Source organism: Tessaracoccus sp. MC1756 (genome assembly GCF_014164735.1).
GTDB lineage: Bacteria > Actinomycetota > Actinomycetes > Propionibacteriales > Propionibacteriaceae > Arachnia.
Window position 1 is genome coordinate 47904 of record NZ_JACJFZ010000008.1, and the last position, 15686, is coordinate 63589.

General features: G+C 67.1%; 18 protein-coding genes. 11 read left to right on the forward strand and 7 right to left on the reverse strand.

Features of this window, described 5'->3' with window-relative positions; all coding sequences use genetic code 11:
* The first annotated feature begins 1 nt into the window (after position 1).
* The 5 genes from recF to H5393_RS13905 all read left to right on the forward strand — a co-directional run bounded on the left by recF (position 2) and on the right by H5393_RS13905 (position 4020).
* Positions 2-1195 (forward strand): DNA replication/repair protein RecF, encoded by a 1194-nt coding sequence (gene recF / locus H5393_RS13885; protein WP_182767162.1) that lies wholly within the window; start codon positions 2-4, stop codon positions 1193-1195.
* Between the two features lie 63 nt (positions 1196-1258).
* Positions 1259-1711: a YhcH/YjgK/YiaL family protein gene (locus H5393_RS13890; RefSeq protein WP_182767163.1), complete on the forward strand. Its 453-nt coding sequence runs from the start codon at positions 1259-1261 to the stop codon at positions 1709-1711.
* A gap of 59 nt (positions 1712-1770) precedes the next feature.
* Positions 1771-2022, forward strand: coding sequence for a hypothetical protein (locus H5393_RS13895; RefSeq protein ID WP_182763084.1), 252 nt, complete (start codon positions 1771-1773; stop codon positions 2020-2022).
* A gap of 31 nt (positions 2023-2053) precedes the next feature.
* A complete protein-coding gene (locus tag H5393_RS13900; protein ID WP_182767164.1) occupies positions 2054-3454 on the forward strand; it encodes a serine hydrolase in 1401 nt (466 codons plus the stop codon).
* A gap of 41 nt (positions 3455-3495) precedes the next feature.
* Positions 3496-4020, forward strand: a complete 525-nt coding sequence (locus tag H5393_RS13905; protein WP_182763082.1) for a DUF721 domain-containing protein — start codon at positions 3496-3498, stop codon at positions 4018-4020.
* On the opposite strand, the gene H5393_RS13910 is transcribed toward H5393_RS13905, so the two are convergent.
* Together H5393_RS13910 and H5393_RS13915 are read right to left on the reverse strand one after the other, a co-directional pair.
* Complete coding sequence (locus H5393_RS13910; protein WP_182767165.1) at positions 4011-4541, reverse strand: metallophosphoesterase; 531 nt, start codon at positions 4539-4541, stop codon at positions 4011-4013. The genes H5393_RS13905 and H5393_RS13910 overlap by 10 nt on opposite strands.
* Before the next feature lie 20 nt (positions 4542-4561).
* On the reverse strand, positions 4562-5302 hold the full coding sequence (locus tag H5393_RS13915; RefSeq protein WP_182767166.1) for a sulfite exporter TauE/SafE family protein: 741 nt from the start codon (positions 5300-5302) through the stop codon (positions 4562-4564).
* Between the two features lie 117 nt (positions 5303-5419).
* On the opposite strand from H5393_RS13915, the gene H5393_RS13920 reads away from it, so the two are divergent.
* Entirely contained in the window at positions 5420-6451 is a 1032-nt protein-coding gene (locus H5393_RS13920) for a ketopantoate reductase family protein (RefSeq protein ID WP_182767167.1), read from the forward strand.
* A 10-nt stretch (positions 6452-6461) separates the two neighbouring features.
* Positions 6462-7478 (forward strand): ketopantoate reductase family protein, encoded by a 1017-nt coding sequence (locus H5393_RS13925; protein WP_182767168.1) that lies wholly within the window; start codon positions 6462-6464, stop codon positions 7476-7478.
* A gap of 10 nt (positions 7479-7488) precedes the next feature.
* On the opposite strand, the gene H5393_RS13930 is transcribed toward H5393_RS13925, so the two are convergent.
* The 4 genes from H5393_RS13930 to H5393_RS13945 all read right to left on the reverse strand — a co-directional run bounded on the left by H5393_RS13930 (position 7489) and on the right by H5393_RS13945 (position 10490).
* A complete protein-coding gene (locus H5393_RS13930) occupies positions 7489-8205 on the reverse strand; it encodes a helix-turn-helix domain-containing protein (RefSeq protein WP_182767169.1) in 717 nt (238 codons plus the stop codon).
* Positions 8206-8266: 61 nt separating this feature from the next.
* On the reverse strand, positions 8267-9304 hold the full coding sequence (locus tag H5393_RS13935; protein WP_182767170.1) for a ketopantoate reductase family protein: 1038 nt from the start codon (positions 9302-9304) through the stop codon (positions 8267-8269).
* The gene (locus H5393_RS13940) at positions 9304-9600 is read right to left on the reverse strand and encodes a Dabb family protein (protein WP_182767171.1); all 297 of its coding nucleotides are present in this window, start codon (positions 9598-9600) and stop codon (positions 9304-9306) included. Before H5393_RS13940 ends, H5393_RS13935 begins: the two co-directional genes overlap by 1 nt.
* Positions 9597-10490 (reverse strand): NAD(P)-dependent oxidoreductase, encoded by an 894-nt coding sequence (locus H5393_RS13945; RefSeq protein WP_182767172.1) that lies wholly within the window; start codon positions 10488-10490, stop codon positions 9597-9599. The genes H5393_RS13940 and H5393_RS13945 overlap by 4 nt, the downstream gene beginning before the upstream one ends.
* Positions 10491-10606: 116 nt before the next feature.
* On the opposite strand from H5393_RS13945, the gene H5393_RS13950 reads away from it, so the two are divergent.
* A complete protein-coding gene (locus tag H5393_RS13950) occupies positions 10607-12004 on the forward strand; it encodes a Xaa-Pro peptidase family protein (RefSeq protein ID WP_182767173.1) in 1398 nt (465 codons plus the stop codon).
* A complete protein-coding gene (locus H5393_RS13955; protein WP_220488450.1) occupies positions 11997-13052 on the forward strand; it encodes a zinc-binding dehydrogenase in 1056 nt (351 codons plus the stop codon). The genes H5393_RS13950 and H5393_RS13955 overlap by 8 nt, the downstream gene beginning before the upstream one ends.
* 67 nt (positions 13053-13119) lie before the next feature.
* On the opposite strand, the gene H5393_RS13960 is transcribed toward H5393_RS13955, so the two are convergent.
* A complete protein-coding gene (locus tag H5393_RS13960) occupies positions 13120-13575 on the reverse strand; it encodes a VOC family protein (RefSeq protein WP_182767174.1) in 456 nt (151 codons plus the stop codon).
* Between the two features lie 189 nt (positions 13576-13764).
* On the opposite strand from H5393_RS13960, the gene H5393_RS13965 reads away from it, so the two are divergent.
* Entirely contained in the window at positions 13765-14544 is a 780-nt protein-coding gene (locus H5393_RS13965) for a glucose 1-dehydrogenase (RefSeq protein ID WP_182767175.1), read from the forward strand.
* 24 nt (positions 14545-14568) lie between these two features.
* Positions 14569-15630, forward strand: coding sequence for a 2,3-butanediol dehydrogenase (locus H5393_RS13970; protein WP_182767176.1), 1062 nt, complete (start codon positions 14569-14571; stop codon positions 15628-15630).
* The last annotated feature ends 56 nt before the right edge of the window (positions 15631-15686 follow it).

Consider the following 15686-nt stretch of genomic DNA (forward strand, 5'->3'; position numbering starts at 1 on the left):
CGTGTTCGTCACTGAGCTCGCGCTTGCTGATTTCCGGAACTACCACGAGGCCCACCTCGAGCTGACCTCCGGCGTCACGGTCTTCGTCGGCGCCAACGGCCAGGGCAAGACCAACCTGGTCGAGGCCATCGAGTACCTGTCAACCATGTCGTCGCACCGCGTGTCGACGACGGCGCCGCTGATCCGCGCCGGTGCGGCGTCGGCGATCATCAGGGCCAGGGTGCAGGCCGCCCGCGACGACGACCGGTTGATCTGGCTCGAGCTCGAAGTGGTGCCCGGTAAGTCGAACGTGGCCCGGCTCAACCGGGCGCCGCTGCAGCGCCCGCGTGAGTTGGTGGGGGCGCTTCGCACCGTCGTGTTCTCCCCCATGGACATCGCCATCGTCCGGGGAGACCCGTCGGACCGTCGCGGATGGCTCGACTCGCTCGTCGTGACCCGGTGGCCGCGCATGGCCGGGGTGAAGCAGGATTTCGACAGGGTGCTGCGGCAACGCAACGCGCTGCTGAAGTCGATGTCCGGTCGCTCCCAGGTGTCGCAGGGCGGGGACGAGGACGTCACGCTCGCCGTGTGGAACGAGCAGCTCGCGGCGCTGGGCGCCGAGCTCCTGCACGCCCGGCTCGACACGCTGGCCGACGTGCTGCCCTACGCCCAGCGTGCGTACGAGACCATCGCGCCGAAGAACAACCAGATCGACGCGGTCTACAAGAGCGGTCTCGACCTGGCCGATGTGGCGGGGTCCGAGGACGTGCGGGCGGAGCTGCAGCGCAGGCTGCTCGAGGCGATGGACCGGCTTCGCGGAGATGAACTGCACCGCGGGATGACGCTGGTGGGGCCGCAGCGCGACGACGTGGAGTTGTCCATCGGGGACCTTCCGGCGAAGGGGTACGCGTCGCACGGGGAGTCCTGGTCGCTGGCCCTGTCACTGCGGTTGGGTGGCTTCTCCCTGGTGCGTGACGACGGCACGGAGCCGGTGCTGGTGCTGGACGACGTGTTCGCCGAACTCGACGTGACCCGACGCGAGCGGCTGGGCGCCGCCATCGCCGACGCCGAGCAGGTGCTGATCACGGCCGCCGTGGGCGCCGACGTGCCGGACTTCCCGGCCGAGCGCCGGTTCACGGTGAGCGCCGGCACCGTGGCCCCCGCCCAGGATGCGCAGTCCGGATTGTCCGATCAACCCGAGGAATCGCGGGGCTGAAAGGGCCGGGGGTACCGTGATCTGGTTGACGCCGGGCAGGGGCCCGGCGGGAAGGTACCCCACATGATCATCGACACCCTCGACCACAGGTCGCGCTACGCGGACATTCCCGGATTGGCGCAGATCCTCGACACCATCATGGGCCTCGGCACCGATGTCGAGCCCGGCACCATAGAGCTCGCGGAGGAGATCGGCGCGGTCAACATCTTCTCGTACGACGCTGCCGACCCGGAGGTGAAGACCCAGTTCGAGGCGCACCGTCGCTTCGCCGACGTGCACGTGGTCCTCGAGGGCGAGGAGACCGTCAAGCTCGCGGCGCTCGACGCGCTGACCCCGGCGACCGAGTTCGACGAGGAGACCGATTTCGGACTCCACGAGGGCCCGACGACCGTCACCGTCAACCTGCAGCCGGGCTGGTTCGTCGTCGCGTTCCCCAACGACGCGCACCTCCCCGGTGTCTGGACCGACGGTCCCAGCCGCGTGCTGAAGGCCGTGGGCAAACTCCGCGTCGCCTGACCCCCAAAGCGTCACCCTCCGTCCTGCCGGGGGCTAACCTGGCAGGTAGGAGGCGTGACATGGCGAAGAAGCGTGACATGGCGAAGAAGAAGTTCGAGGAGCTCCCTGGTTGGGCGCGGGTCCTGATGGGGCTCGGCGGAACCGCCGACGTGGTGCTGCGCATCGCGGCCATGATCGATGTCGCCAGGCGCGACAAGGACGAGGTCAACGGCCCCAAGGCCGTCTGGCTGCCCGCGCTGGGCGCGGTCAGTTCGATGGGCCTGCTGCCGCTGGCGTACTTCCGCTGGGGTCGCCGGGGGCCTGCTAAGTAGCAGGGCGGAGGGGCATGGTATTCATGTCCCTATGCGTCACTCCCGCCTCGCCCTCGCCGCCGTCGTCGCGCTTGCCCTGAGCGCCTGTTCCGGCGCGACGGCGCCTCCAGCGCCGGAGCCCACCACCGTCTCCGCAGAGGCTTCGACCGATGCGTCGCCCTCCCAGGAGGCCGTGCCGGTCGAGTTGCCCGACACCCCCGTCGGCGAAGCGGCACAGTGGGTGCTGGACCTGCTTGCGGCCGACGCCGGGCCCACCGCCGAGGAGGCGGAGGAGCGGCTGGGCGACGAGTTCCTCGGCCAGGTGCCCGCGGACCAGGTCGGGCAGGTGTTCGCGCAGCTCCGCGAGGAGGGCCCCTTCACGCTGGTCAGCTGGGACGGCACCGACACCCAGGGCACGGCGGAACTCGATTCGCCGGCCACGCCCGTGTTGATGATGATCGCGCTCAAGGACGGCAAGATCGACGGCCTCATGTTCGTGCCCAACGAGAAGGCGCCGGAGATCCAGACCCCTGCGGAGGCGTCCCAGCTCCTGCTCGACAAGGCTCCCACCTCGTCGTTCCTGCTCGCGGAGGTGACCCGCACGGGCGATACCCCCGAGTGCACGCCCATCGAACAGCGCGACGCCGACACGGTGTTGCCGATCGCCTCGATGTTCAAGCTCTACGTGCTGGGCGCGGTCGCCACGGCCGTCGAGAACGGCACGTTGACGTGGGAGCAGGAGTTGACGCTCACCGAAAGTGTCAAGTCGCTGCCCACCGGCAGCCTGCGCAACGAACCGGCCGGCACGAAGGTCACCGTCGAGAAGGCAGCGCTGGAGATGATCTCCAACAGCGACAACACCGCCGCGGACCTCCTCATCGACGCCGTGGGGCGCGAGGCCGTGGAGGCCGAGCTGGAGACGATGGGGCACCACGCCCCGGAGCTCAACCGGCCGTTCCTCACCACCCGCGAGGCCTTCCAGATGGGTGGCGACCAGGGCATCCGCGCCAAGTGGGCGGCCGCCTCCAACGGCTACGACGACGCCACCGAGGCGGTCTCCGAGGCCCAACGCGCTGTCCTCTCCGGCCTGCCTGAGTGGGACCTGACCTACGACGAGACCACCATGGGCAGCCCGTTCTGGGACGAGGGGATCGACTGGTACGCCACCGCCGCGGACCTCTGCGCGGCCCACGTCAACCTCCAGCAGCGCGCTGCCACGGAGCCGGGCAAGCCCGTGCGCGGCATCCTGGCCGCCTACCCGGGCATAGAGGTGCCCGGCGCGGTGTACATCGGCTTCAAGGGGGGCTCGGTGCCCGGTGCGCTCGGCCTGTCGTTCTACGTGGAGGGGCCGGAGAAGATCCGGGTCCTGGTGCTACAGAGCGCCGGCGACAGCCCGGAATCGGTGCCGCAGCCCAGCTGGATGGCCAGCCTCGCCGAGAACACCCTGGGGTAGGTCCCGCTCGGGAACGTCGCTGCGGAGACTAGGCTGGCCCTATGTCCGAGCCGCATGATCCCACGGGGCTCGAGTTGGCGTCGGAAATCGCCCGCGCCACCGTCGAGGCCTCTGAATACGGCGTCGTGCTGCCCGAACCCGCCGCGCCGCGCACCCCGCGGCGCACGAGGCGGGTGTTCGAGCAGGAGCGCAGCGGCGCGCACCCGGACGACCGCGACCCCAAGCTCGTCGGCGATGTGCTGAACGAGGTGGTGCGCAAGCGGGGATGGAAGCCGCGGATCAACCTGTCGACCGTGTTGCGTCGCTGGCCCGAGCTGGTGGGCGAGTCGAACGCCGCGCACTCCAAACCGGTGAACTATGACGCGGGGGTGCTGATCGTCGACTGCGACTCGACGGCGTGGGCCACCGCCATGCGGTACGCCGCGTCCCAGTTGGTGGCCAAACTCAACGCGGCGCTGGGCGAGCAGACCGTCCTGCGCGTCGAGTTCCGCGGCCCGAAGGCCCCCAGCTGGAAGAAGGGGCTGCGGTCCGTCCAAGGCCGGGGACCCCGCGACACCTACGGCTGAGCCGCCGTCCGCCAGGCCGGGTCGACGGGGACCAGGGTCACGTCGGAGAGCCTCCCCGCATCGACGGTGGCGGTCATGAAGGTGCCCACCGGCTGTCTGCGACGGTCGGTGGGGGAGCCGGGGTTCAGCAGCCGCATCCCCGCCGGTGTGACGGTGTCCCAGGGGATGTGGGAGTGGCCGAAGACCAGGACGTCGGTGTCCGGGAAGGCGGTGTCCATCCGTTTCTCGCGCCCAACCGCCGGCCCCGTCTCATGGACGACGGCGAAGCGGACGCCCTCGATGACCGTCCGGGCGACTTCGGGGAGTCGCTGACGCAGGACCGCGTCGTCGTTGTTGCCGTGCACGCCGACGTGACGCCCGCCGGCCCGGCGCTCCACCTCGTCGAGGAGCGCCGGCTCGACCCAGTCGCCTGCGTGGAGGACGACGTCGGCGGTCTCGATGGCTGCCCAGACTTCCGGCGGAAGGTCGCGGGCACGCTTCGGCAGGTGTGTGTCGGCAAGGATCACCAGCGAGCTTGGCATGGCTGCCATCGTAGGCGCGCTCAGATCACGAGGAGTGCGGCAGCGGCGACCAGAGAGGTGACGATCGTGACGGCGTCGAAGACCCGCTGCGACACGTGCCTGATCACCAGGATCCCCAGCGCCGTGCCGACCAGGACCACGGGCGTGCCGATCGCCACGCCACGCAGGACCTCCGGAGTGAACAGCCCCAGGGCGGCAGTGAAGGGGGTCTTGGCGACGTTGACAATGAAGAAGAACCAGCTGAACGTGCCGAGGAACGCGAGCTTGTCGACTCGGGCAAGCTGAAGGTACAGCGCCATCACCGGGCCGGCGGCGTTGGCCGTCATCGTGGTGAAACCGGCGCCGATGCCCGCGCCCCACGTGAGGGCCGTCGACGGTCGCCCGGGGCCGACTCCCGCGACCCTGCGGCGACGACCCGTCAAGACGATGTGGATCAGGACTGAAATCATCAGCAGCGCTCCGATCGAGCGCTTGAGGATGAGGTCGTCTACGAGGTAGATGAAAACTGAGCCGAGCAGGAGTCCAGGGACGACGGCGGGGAGCAGCCGCTTCAGCATCCCCCAGTTTGCCGACCTGCGGTACCGCGCCACGGCGACAAGGTCGCCGACGATGAGGAGCAGCAGGGCGGCGGCCGTGGATTCCTTGGTGGGCATGCTGACGGCCAGCAGGGCCACCGCGATGGCGCCAAGCCCGCCGAAACTCGTCTTCGAAATGCCGGCAATCAACGCTGCCAAGAGCAGCAGGGCCAGTGCCCCGGTCATCCTGGACCCCTTCCGGCGACGATCTCTGTATCCTATAGGCACCGGTCGGCACGTGAGGATAGGCTGTCATGTAGGCCGCAGGGAACTTCCCGTTCCTATTGGACACAATGGAGTGATATGACCAAGCCACGCATCGCCGTCGTCGGCACTGGCGCCAACGGGGCCGCCCTTAGCGCCGACATGATCCGCGCCGGGCATGATGTCACACTGATCGAACAATGGCCTGAGCACGTCGAAGCCATGCGACGCGACGGCATCATCGTCGAATTTCCCGACGAGACCGAAGTGACCCCGGCCGAAGTGCTGCACCTGTGCCAGGTAGCCGAGCTGCGCACGAAGTTCGACATCGTCTTCACCTCGGTCAAGAGCTACGACACGCGGTGGGTGGCCGAGCTGGCCAAGCCCGTCATGCGGGAGGATTCAATCTTCGTCGGCCTGCAGAACGGCATGACCATCGACGCAGTCGGCGAGATCCTGGGTGCTGACCGCAACGTCGGGGCGGTCCTGGGCATCGCGGCCAACATGTACGAACCGGGAAGGATCGTGCGGCAGATCAGCCGTGAGGTGACGTGGTTCACCCTGGGGCTGGCCGACGGCGGGGTCGACGACCGCGTCACCGCCGCCGCCGACGCCCTTCGAGCCGCGGGCCGCTGCGAGACCAGCGACGACATCCGCGCCTCCAAGTGGATGAAGCTCATCGCCAACATCCCCGAAATGCTGCCATCGGCGATCCTCGGCCTCCCGCTGCTCGGCGCCGTCGGGGTGGAGGGCATCCGTCCGGTGATGGACGAGGCCGCTCGCGAGGCCTACCGGTTGGCGCGGCAGCTCGGCATCACGATGCTGCCGATCTTCGGTAAGACCGCCGCGGACGTGCCGGACTCCGATGACTACGCCAGCGACCTGCTCCAAGCGGTGCTCGACCACTACTCCCTGCCCGACACCCGGGTCGCTGTCCTGCAGGACTGGGACAAGGGACGACGGGCCGAACTCGACGCCTTCTGTGGCTACATCGTGACCAAGCAGGCGGAGGTCGGGGGTGAGGCGCCGGTCAACCAGGCGATCCTGCGGATCGCCGAACGCATCGAGACGGGGGAGCTGACGCCCGGACCCCACAACGCCGACCTGATTCGCTCCATCCCCGTCGCCTGAGGAGCCCGACATGACATCTCCCCGCATCGCCGTCCTGGGGTGTGGCGCCAACGGCGCCTCCATCGCTGCCGACCTTGTCCGCGCCGGACACGACGTGACCCTCATAGAGCAGTGGCCCGAGCATGTCGAGGCCATGCGCCGCGACGGCATCACCGTGCGGATGCCTCAGGAGACCCAGGTCACCGGTGTCGCGGTCCTGAACATCTGCGAGGTGGCCACGCTCCGGCACCCCTTCGACATCGTGTTCCTGCTCATGAAGGCCTACGACACGCGCTGGGCGGCCGAACTCATCAAGCCGTACCTGGCCGAAGACGGCCTGCTCCTCGGCGTCCAGAACGGGATGAGTCTGGCCGACATCCAGGACATCGTCGGTGAGCGGCGGACGATGGGTTGCGTCATTGAGATCACCTCCGCCATGTTCGAGCCCGGAATCGTGGAGCGTCACTCACCCTGGGACCGCTCGTGGTTCGCCATCGGTAGCACCTCTGACGAGACGCGGCATCGGGAGGAGGAGGTCGCGGGCCTCCTGCGCGCGGCCGGCACCGTCGAGGTCGTCGACGACATTGTGGCCACCAAGTGGATGAAGATTGTCAGCAACGCCACGACCCTGGTCACCACGGCCATCCTCGGGCTGCCTATGATCGAAGCTGACGCCATCCCTGAGATGCGCGAGTTCATGCTCGGCTCCGGCCGCGAAGCCCTTGCCGCCGGACAGGCCGAGGGGTACGCCACCCTCCCGATCTTCGGACTCAAGCCCGCAGACCTGGACGGCGACGTCGTCGAGACGCTGCTCACGACGCTCCTGGGTGGGTTCGTGCTGCCCACTTCCACGACGACGATTCTGCAGGACTGGGGCAAGGGTCGTCGCAGCGAGGTCGGGGACATCAACGGCAACGTGCTGCGCCTGTCACGTGAGCATGGACTGGCGGCACCGCACAACGAGCGGGTCTGCGAGCTGGCACGCCGAATCGAGCTGGGCGAACTGCGTCCTGACCCAACCAACCTCGAGCTTCTGCTGCAGACGTGACTGTCGACCGTCAGGGCTGGCGGAAGTTGTGCAGCACGTCGACGGCGTTGACGACCTGTCCTTCGCTCGAGGTGGCGGGAGGGGCCAGGTGGTGGGTGCCGAGGGCCGCTTGCGCGGCGGCGTCACGCCCGAAGATGTACCACACGCCGACGGCCGGCTCATTGCTGGCGTTGACGAAGAGGTGTGGGCGTTCGGCGTTGAAGACCGCGGATTCGCCGCCCTTGATGACATGGGCATCGAGGTCGAGGTGCAGGGTCAATTCCCCGCTGATCATGTACACGTGCTCCAGACCGAAGTGGTACATGAAGCGGCCCTCCGTCGAGCTGGAGGCGCCGGGCTGGTAGGTGGCGCGCAATGCCTCCACATCAGTTTCAGGAAAGTACGACAGCCTTTCCCACTTGACTCCGTTGTCCATCTCGAGCGTGGGATTGTCCCTCTCCGGCTGGTGCTTGAAGTCCATGGGCAGCCTCTTTGCGGGAGGTGTGATGGAAGCATGCGGGTCGGTGAAGGCTTCCACGGGCACCTCCTCGCGTCCCAGGAGCAGGTCGGTGGAGATGCCGAGTTGCGAGACCAGGGCGTAGAGCGTGCTGACCGACGGCTTGGTGCGGCCGGTCTCCACCTGCGACAGCAGGCTGGGAGAGACCCCGATGGCGCCCGCGAGCGCGCGAAGGCTCATGCCCCGGGCTTCACGTGCTGCGCGCAGCCGCACGCCCAATTCATCCGACATCAAGACCTCTCCGAAACCACGTCCTCGTTTGGACCCTGGGGCGGGTTTGCCCCGGTGACCGTCACCCAGCATATTGAACATCCCTCTCATGTCCGGCCAGCGCCGCCATGTTCGCCACGCCCGATTGCGCAACGCCTGCCTCGATGTTCAGTGCCAGCCGGAGGATGCGCTCGTTGGCGGGGGTGGCGACCAGTCCTTCGGCTGCGGAGACGACGAGTCCGTTGAGGTCCTCGATCTCGGCCCGCCGTCCCTTGCGCCAGTCCTGCAGGACCGTGGTGAGCGTCGTCGGGGATGTGTAGCCGTCGAGCACGGCATCGAGCAGGTGACGGACATAGCGGTCCCGGGTGAGGACGGCCGGGTCAACGTCGAGCCCGAAGATCGGGACGATCTGCTGTCCCCGGGCCAGCGCCGTGTCGAGCGCTTCCTGCCCCGCTTCGAGCATGAAGTCGTACATGCCAGGCTGGCGGATGGCATCGGCCAGCGGCAGATCCAGGATCGCGGAGGGCACCAGTTCGCAGGCGTTGGCGACGAGTTTCATCCATTTCGCGGAGCGGATGTCGTCGACCACTTCGACTGTTGCGCCCGTCCTCAACACCGGGGCGACCGCCTCGGCGCGGCGCTGCGAAGCTGGCGTCTCGCCGCCCACGGCGAGCCAAATGGGTGCCTCCTGCACGATGTGCCCGGGCACCATCAGGTTGGCTGCCACCTCGATCACTGCGCCCACGCTGCGGTCGTCGCCGAAGACATCGGCGACGGTCTCCAGGGTGATGCCGTTCTGGATGGCGACGACCGTCCCGTCGTCGGCGAGATGCAGGCGCATGAGTTCGCAGACCCAGCGCGTGTCGTATGCCTTGACGCCGATGATCAGCAGATCGAAGAGGGGATGAGGTTCGGCCACCTGGCAGACGTGGCGGATGTCGAGCGGGGTCACGGTACGCCCCTCGGTCGACTCGACCCTCAGGCCGTTGTGGCGCACGTAGGCGACGTGGTCGACCCAGGGGTCGAAGCAGATGACGTCCTCTCCTGCAGCGGTGAGAGATGCCGCGAGCGCTCCACCGTTGGCCCCGGCGCCGACGACCGCGATCTTCAGCCGGGCCATCAGCGCACCTCGTAATCGACGACGGACTTTGCCTCGACCAGCTCAGCGACGACGGCGAGCGCCTTCCGATGATCGGGGTGCCCCTGGTACTCGGCCAGCGCCTCACTGGAGTCGTGCACGGAGATGAGCACCGCGTCCCAGTGGCCGGACACGCTCTGGTCGTCGATGCCCACTTCGAGGGACTGGACCCCGGGGATGAGGTCCCGGAGCGGGACAAGCGCCTCTCTCAGCCGGGTTGCCGCGGCCCCGCGGTCCTGGCCCGTCTTGAACTTGAATGTCACCACGTGTCGGATCATTGCGTCGTCTCCTTCGTCGCCGGGGTGCGGCGGATCACTTCGGCGATGATGGACCAGTCGCCGTCCTTCAGTTCGGGATCCGCAGCCGCCTCTTCGAACATGGCGCGCATCACCGGGGCTGTGGGCAGCGCGGCGCCCACCTCGTGGGCGGCCGCTTCCGCGAGTCCGAGGTCCTTGAGACCCAGGTCGACACTGAAGGCGGCGGGCACGTACTTCTTCTGTGCAATGAGGGCGCCGTAGCCCACGTAGGCCGACCCCGTAAACGCGACGTCGGTGAGGATGTCGACGAACGTCTGCCCGTCGATGCCCCCGCGCTCCATGAGCGAGACGGACTCGCCCAGAGCCTGAAGCGCGTGGATGAGGTTGTAGTTGACGCCGATCTTGACCAGCGACGCCTGCTCAGGCTGATCGCCCACCCGCCATGTCCGCTTGCCGAGGTGCTCCAGCACGCCGGCCACGGCGGTGATGTCGTCGTCTGCCCCAGCGGCGACGATGTTGAGCTTGCCCGCCGCTGCGACCTCCGGCCTGCCCAGAACAGGGGCAGCGATGTAGCGCACGCCATGTTCAGCGTGTCTCTTCACCAATGCACGCGACGCCTCGAGACTAACGGTGGCCATGTTGACGTGGATCTTGCCCGCCGCGCCGCTCAACTCTTCGTCCGAGAAGGCTGCCAGGCACGCGGCGTCGTTGGACAGCATGGACAGGAGGACCTCCGAGGCGGCGAAGACGTCGGCGACGCTGCGTTCCTCGAGCGCGCCGGCTTGGACAAGAGCGTCAGCCTTGCCTGGCGAACGGTTCCAAACGTGCGTCTCGATCCCCGCGTCGACGAGGCGCTGGGCCATGGCACTACCCATGGTCCCGAGGCCCACGAATCCTACGCTCTGCGGCATGAGGCCACCTACCAATCGGTTGACTTAGGGTGAACTGTAGTTTAGTGTACCTTAACAGTAACGCAGCGTCGCGTTGCGGACCTGAACACTTGAAGCTAGAGAGCGGAGTGCCGGAGATGCCGATCCCAACCTTTGGAACCAACAATGTCGACTGGGAAGAGCGGATCGACAACGCATCGCTGAGAGAGGGACGCGTCAAGCGCCTGCGGGAGCACCTGGAGCAGTCCGACCTGGGTGCGCTCCTCGCCTTCGATTTCTCGAACATCCGCTACATGTCGGCCACGCACATCGGCACCTGGGCGATGGACAAGGCCATCCGGTTCTCGCTGATCACCCGTAACAGCGACCCCATCGTCTGGGATTTCGGTTCGGCCGCCAAGCACCATGACCTGTTCAATCCCTGGCTGCACACCACCACCACCGAGATGGACGCCGACCCGCACGCTCCGCATCACGGCGCCGTTCGGCCTCGTGCCGAGTCCGGGGCCCGCGCGGGTATCTCGACGCTCCGCGGCGCTTTCCATCCGGACGCCGGGATCGCTGAGGAAGTGGCGCGCAAGGTCAAGCGCGAGCTGGAGAAGTTCGGCCTGGCCAACGAGCCGGTCGGCGTCGACATCATCGAACTGCCGATCCTCTTCGCCATGCAGAAGGCCGGCATCGACGTCGTCGACGGCCAGCAGGTCTTCCTCGAGGCGCGGTCCGTGAAGCTGCCGGAGGAGATCCTCCTGCTGACGCAGGCCTGCTCGATGGTGGACGCCGCCTACGACGAGCTCTACGAGTTCCTCCGCCCAGGCGTTCGTGAGAACGAGACCGTCGGGCTCGTGGCGAAGAAGCTCTACGACCTCGGCTCTGAATACGTCGAGGGCGTCAACGCCATCTCGGGCAACCGGTGCGCTCCGCACCCGCACGTGTTCTCAGACCGTCTGATCCGCCCGGGCGACCCTGCATTCTTCGACATCCTGCACTCGCACCAGGGCTACCGCACCTGCTACTACCGCACGTTCGCCGTCGGTTCGGCCAGCCGCGCGCAGGTCGACGCGTACAAGATCGCCCGCGAGTACATGGACCAGGCGATCGCGCTGGTGCGCCCGGGTGCCACCACCGCCGACATCGCCAGAGTGTGGCCCAAGGCTCAGGAGTTCGGCTTCCCGAACGAGGAGGCCGCGTTCGCGCTGCAGTACGGCCACGGTGTGGGCCTGTCGATCTGGGAGAAGCCGATCTTCTCGCGCCTCGTCTCGCTCGACCACCCCGAGGAGATCAAGGAAGGCATGTGCTTCGCGCTCGAGACGTACTGGCCCTCCGCCGACGGCATCGGAGCCGCGCGCATCGAGGAGATGGTCGTCGTCACCAAGGACGGCGCCGAGTGCATCACGAAGTTCCCGGCCGAAGAGCTGCTGGTCGCCGGTCCGAAGTACCACGCCGTCGGGTTCGACCTGTCGACGCTGCGCGACTCGCAGTCGCATCTCAACACGGCGGCCGGCCGCGGCGAGCTGGTGAGCACCCGAGATGAGTAAGCAGATGAAAGTCGCCGTCTATCACGGCGCCGGAGACGTGCGGGTCGAACACCGAGACCGCCCAACCCCGCAGGAAGGCGAGGTGCTGTTGCGGGTCACGCGCAGTGGCGTGTGCGGCACGGACGCCTCCGAGTGGAAGGCGCCGAAGATCTTCCCGGTGAACTTCACCCACCCACACAGCGGCCACCACGGCCCGTTGGTCCTGGGCCACGAGTTCGTCGGCGTGGTCGAGGGTGGCGCCACCGATGAGTTCCCTGTCGGTACCCGCGTCGCCTCCGGGGCAGGAGTGTCGTGTGGCGAATGCCCGCGCTGCCTCGAGGGCAGCACCAACCTGTGCACCACCTACAAGACCCACGGTCTCAACGTCGACGGCGGCATGGCGCAGTACGTCGCCGTCGCGGCATCCACGCTGGTGCCCATCCCTAACGGCCTTTCCGACGACGCGGCCGGGCTCGCCCAGCCACTCGCCGTCGGTCTTCACGCGGCCCGCCGCAGCGGCGCGAAGGCGGGCGACAAAGTGTTGCTCGTCGGCGCCGGCGCCATTGGGACCTTCGTCCTCGCTGGGCTCAAGCACCTCGCGGAAGACGTCGATGTCACCGTGGTCGATTTCTCCGGCCCGAGGCTGGAACGTGCTCTTCGCCTCGGGGCGACAAGCGTGATCGCGGTTGACAGCGACGACTACGAGGCCCGTCTGGACGCACTGAGCGGTCAGTGCGATGTCACGATCGAGGCCAGCGGCGCGCCTGGGCAGCTCAATCGGTTGATCTACCTGACTCGCGACGGCGGCACCCTCCTGCAGGTGGGGTTGCCGACGACGATGCCTGAGGTGGACATCCACCGTCTGGTCTTCCGCGAGATCACCATCCGCACCACGTTGGCCCACGTGTGTCGCGACGACATGCCGGCATCGCTGGAGATCCTCGCGTCGACGAATCTGGCTGAAGAGCTGCTCGATTCGGTGCGCGCGCTCGAGGAACTTCCTGAGCAGTTGGACAAGTTGTCCAGGGGCCAGATCGAGGGCAAGGTTCTCTTCGACCCGGCGATGTGAGAAGTTGCTCGTCGTTCGGGTGACGACATAAAGGGGGCGGGCAATCAGCCCGCCCCCTTTCGTTATTTCAGCGGTTCTTCGGGTACTGCCACAACTCGAGCTGGATGCCGTCGGGGTCGCGCAGATAGGCCCATTGGGACCCAGCGAGGCTTCCCTCCGTCAGGGCGAACGGCGGAGCATTGAAGACGGCTCCCTTCTCGGTGAGCGACGCGTATGCCGCGTCCATGTCGTCCACCTGGAGGCAGACATGCATGGCACCCACATCGCAATTGCGCAGCGCGAAGTCCTTGCCGTCGGTGGGCTCCTGGTACTCAAGGAACTCGATCAGGACATTGCCCACTTCAAGCATCGAGTAATCGAGTTTCGCGCCGGGGACTTGGACCCCAACCTCGAGATCAGGGCCCTCGTTGTGGTTGACCGGCCCCGGTTCGAGGCCGAACATGCTCGAGTACCACTCGAAGGACCTTTTCATGTCTCGCACCGGGATGCCGACATGGTGCACCCCTTCTACTTTGAATCCCATGGTGACGCTCCCTTGCGTGCCGTTCGATGTGACTGCATGCTAACACCGGGCCACGTTCAACACCACCACACGAAGAGCGTTGACTGGGGCGAAAAATGCCGAAATTGCCCCGTGACAGTGATCAACCGTTCAGCTATAGTTAACGCAACCGACGAGCGACGAGGCTCGAGTACGCGAGGGAGCAACGCAATGACTGCAAGGTTGACGGGTAAGACAATCATCGTCACCGGGGGCGGTTCGGGAATCGGGGCCGGGATCAGCGCGGCGATGGCGGCTGAAGGGGCCAACGTGGTCATCGCCGACCTTAACGCGGAGGCGGCCGAACGGGTCGCGGCCCAGATCACCAACGACGGAGGCTCAGCCCTGGGCGTCCGATGTGACGTGACGGACAGGGCCGAGGTCAGGGCGGCCATCGACGCGGCGGTGGAGAAGTTCGGCCAGCTTGATGTGTTCTTCAACAACGCTGGCATGAACGCCCCGCTGAAGTTCCTCGACATCACTGAGGAGAACTTCATCCTGCTGACGAAGGTCAATGTACTAGGCGTGCTCATCGGCACCCAGGAGGCGGCGAAGCAGTACATCGCCCAGGGGACGCCGGGCAAGGTGGTCAACACGGCATCCATCGCGGGTCGACAGGGTTTCGCCAGCTTCGCGCCCTACAGCGCGACGAAGGCCGCGGTCATCTCGCTGACCCAGGCCGCCGCCCGAGCGCTGGCCGAGCACCAGATCACGGTCAACGGCTTCGCCCCTGGCGTCGTGGAAACCCCTCTCTGGGACAAGCTGGACGCCGACCTCGAAGCGATCGGCGAGGGCGACTCGAACTTCGCCTCGATGTCGAAGGACATCATCCTGGGACGGCCGGCGCAGCCGAGCGACATCGCTCCCACCGCCATCTTCCTGGCGGCGGCTGACTCTGACTACATCACCGGCCAGATCATCCCGATCGAAGGCGGCATGATCCTCGTCTGAGGGTCACGCAGATAAGGAGCGAGCATGAGAGCAGCAGTTTTCCACGGTGCCAAGGACGTGCGCGTCGAGGACGTCAAGGCCCCGGCGCGGATCGGGGAATACGACGTCCGGTTGCGCCCACTGTGGTGTGGCATCTGCGGCACGGATCTACACGAATATGCGGTAGGCCCCATCGTCATCCCCAGCCACTCACATCCCCTCACCGGGGCGGCCGCTCCGCAAATCCTGGGCCATGAGTTCTCAGGTGAGGTGCTCGAGGTCGGATCCGGGGTACAGGGTGTCTCCGTGGGACAGCGGGTTTCAGTCATGCCGTTGCTGTTCTGTGGGCAGTGCTACCAGTGCCGACGTGGACGCGGCCACCTCTGCAGCCGGATGGCGTGCATCGGCCTCAGCTTCCAGTGGGGCGGTCTCGCCGAGGAGTGCGTGGTGCCGGCAACCCATGTCACCGTGATGCCGGAGTGGATGTCCGACATCCAGGGCGCACTGGTCGAGCCGACAGCGGTGGCCGCGTACGGCGTCGACCGGGCCGGCGTCGGTCCCGGCGATTCGGTTCTGATCACGGGCGCAGGGCCCATCGGAGTCCTTGCGTCGCTGTACGCCTCGGCGCTGGGCGCCAACGTCTACATCTCGGAGGTGAACCCGAAGCGCCTCCAGCTCGCGCGCAGCCTCGACGTGGGCGAGGTGTTCAACCCGCAGGAGGCCGACGTCGAGCAGGAACTCCGCGACCGCACGGAGGGGGTTGGGGTTGACGCCGTCATCGAATGCTCGGGCAACGAGCGTGCACTTCAGCTCGCACTGCAGACGGTTCGCGCTGCGGGGCACGTGTCGCAAACGGGCCTCCACACGAAGCCGGCCGCCATCGATCCCATGGTCCTCGCCGAGCGCGACATCACACTGGGCGGCACCTGGTGCTATCCCGTCACGGACTGGCCTCGGATCATCGATCTCATCGCGCGCGGACGTCTCGATGTGGAGAAGGCGGTCAGCGACCAGATCAGCATCGACGACATCGTCGCGTCCGGATTCGAGAAGCTCCTGGATCCCACGGGCGACCAGGTGAAGGTGCTCGTCCAGGCGACTCGCTGAGCGCACAACAAACAGCTGGGGTTGGAGCAGATGCTCCAACCCCAGCTGCTTGGTTC

What these genes read in the sequence shown, in the direction of transcription:
- H5393_RS13890 (WP_182767163.1), top strand. Translation starts at nt 1,259, where the DNA reads ATGATCATCGACACCCTCGACCACAGGTCGCGCTACGCGGACATTCCC.
- H5393_RS13895 (WP_182763084.1), top strand. Translation starts at nt 1,771, where the DNA reads ATGGCGAAGAAGCGTGACATGGCGAAGAAGAAGTTCGAGGAGCTCCCT.
- H5393_RS13900 (WP_182767164.1), top strand. Translation starts at nt 2,054, where the DNA reads ATGCGTCACTCCCGCCTCGCCCTCGCCGCCGTCGTCGCGCTTGCCCTG.
- H5393_RS13905 (WP_182763082.1), top strand. Translation starts at nt 3,496, where the DNA reads ATGTCCGAGCCGCATGATCCCACGGGGCTCGAGTTGGCGTCGGAAATC.
- H5393_RS13910 (WP_182767165.1), bottom strand. Translation starts at nt 4,541, where the DNA reads ATGCCAAGCTCGCTGGTGATCCTTGCCGACACACACCTGCCGAAGCGT.
- H5393_RS13915 (WP_182767166.1), bottom strand. Translation starts at nt 5,302, where the DNA reads ATGACCGGGGCACTGGCCCTGCTGCTCTTGGCAGCGTTGATTGCCGGC.
- H5393_RS13920 (WP_182767167.1), top strand. Translation starts at nt 5,420, where the DNA reads ATGACCAAGCCACGCATCGCCGTCGTCGGCACTGGCGCCAACGGGGCC.
- H5393_RS13925 (WP_182767168.1), top strand. Translation starts at nt 6,462, where the DNA reads ATGACATCTCCCCGCATCGCCGTCCTGGGGTGTGGCGCCAACGGCGCC.
- H5393_RS13930 (WP_182767169.1), bottom strand. Translation starts at nt 8,205, where the DNA reads ATGTCGGATGAATTGGGCGTGCGGCTGCGCGCAGCACGTGAAGCCCGG.
- H5393_RS13935 (WP_182767170.1), bottom strand. Translation starts at nt 9,304, where the DNA reads ATGGCCCGGCTGAAGATCGCGGTCGTCGGCGCCGGGGCCAACGGTGGA.
- H5393_RS13940 (WP_182767171.1), bottom strand. Translation starts at nt 9,600, where the DNA reads ATGATCCGACACGTGGTGACATTCAAGTTCAAGACGGGCCAGGACCGC.
- H5393_RS13945 (WP_182767172.1), bottom strand. Translation starts at nt 10,490, where the DNA reads ATGCCGCAGAGCGTAGGATTCGTGGGCCTCGGGACCATGGGTAGTGCC.
- H5393_RS13950 (WP_182767173.1), top strand. Translation starts at nt 10,607, where the DNA reads ATGCCGATCCCAACCTTTGGAACCAACAATGTCGACTGGGAAGAGCGG.
- H5393_RS13955 (WP_220488450.1), top strand. Translation starts at nt 11,997, where the DNA reads ATGAGTAAGCAGATGAAAGTCGCCGTCTATCACGGCGCCGGAGACGTG.
- H5393_RS13960 (WP_182767174.1), bottom strand. Translation starts at nt 13,575, where the DNA reads ATGGGATTCAAAGTAGAAGGGGTGCACCATGTCGGCATCCCGGTGCGA.
- H5393_RS13965 (WP_182767175.1), top strand. Translation starts at nt 13,765, where the DNA reads ATGACTGCAAGGTTGACGGGTAAGACAATCATCGTCACCGGGGGCGGT.
- H5393_RS13970 (WP_182767176.1), top strand. Translation starts at nt 14,569, where the DNA reads ATGAGAGCAGCAGTTTTCCACGGTGCCAAGGACGTGCGCGTCGAGGAC.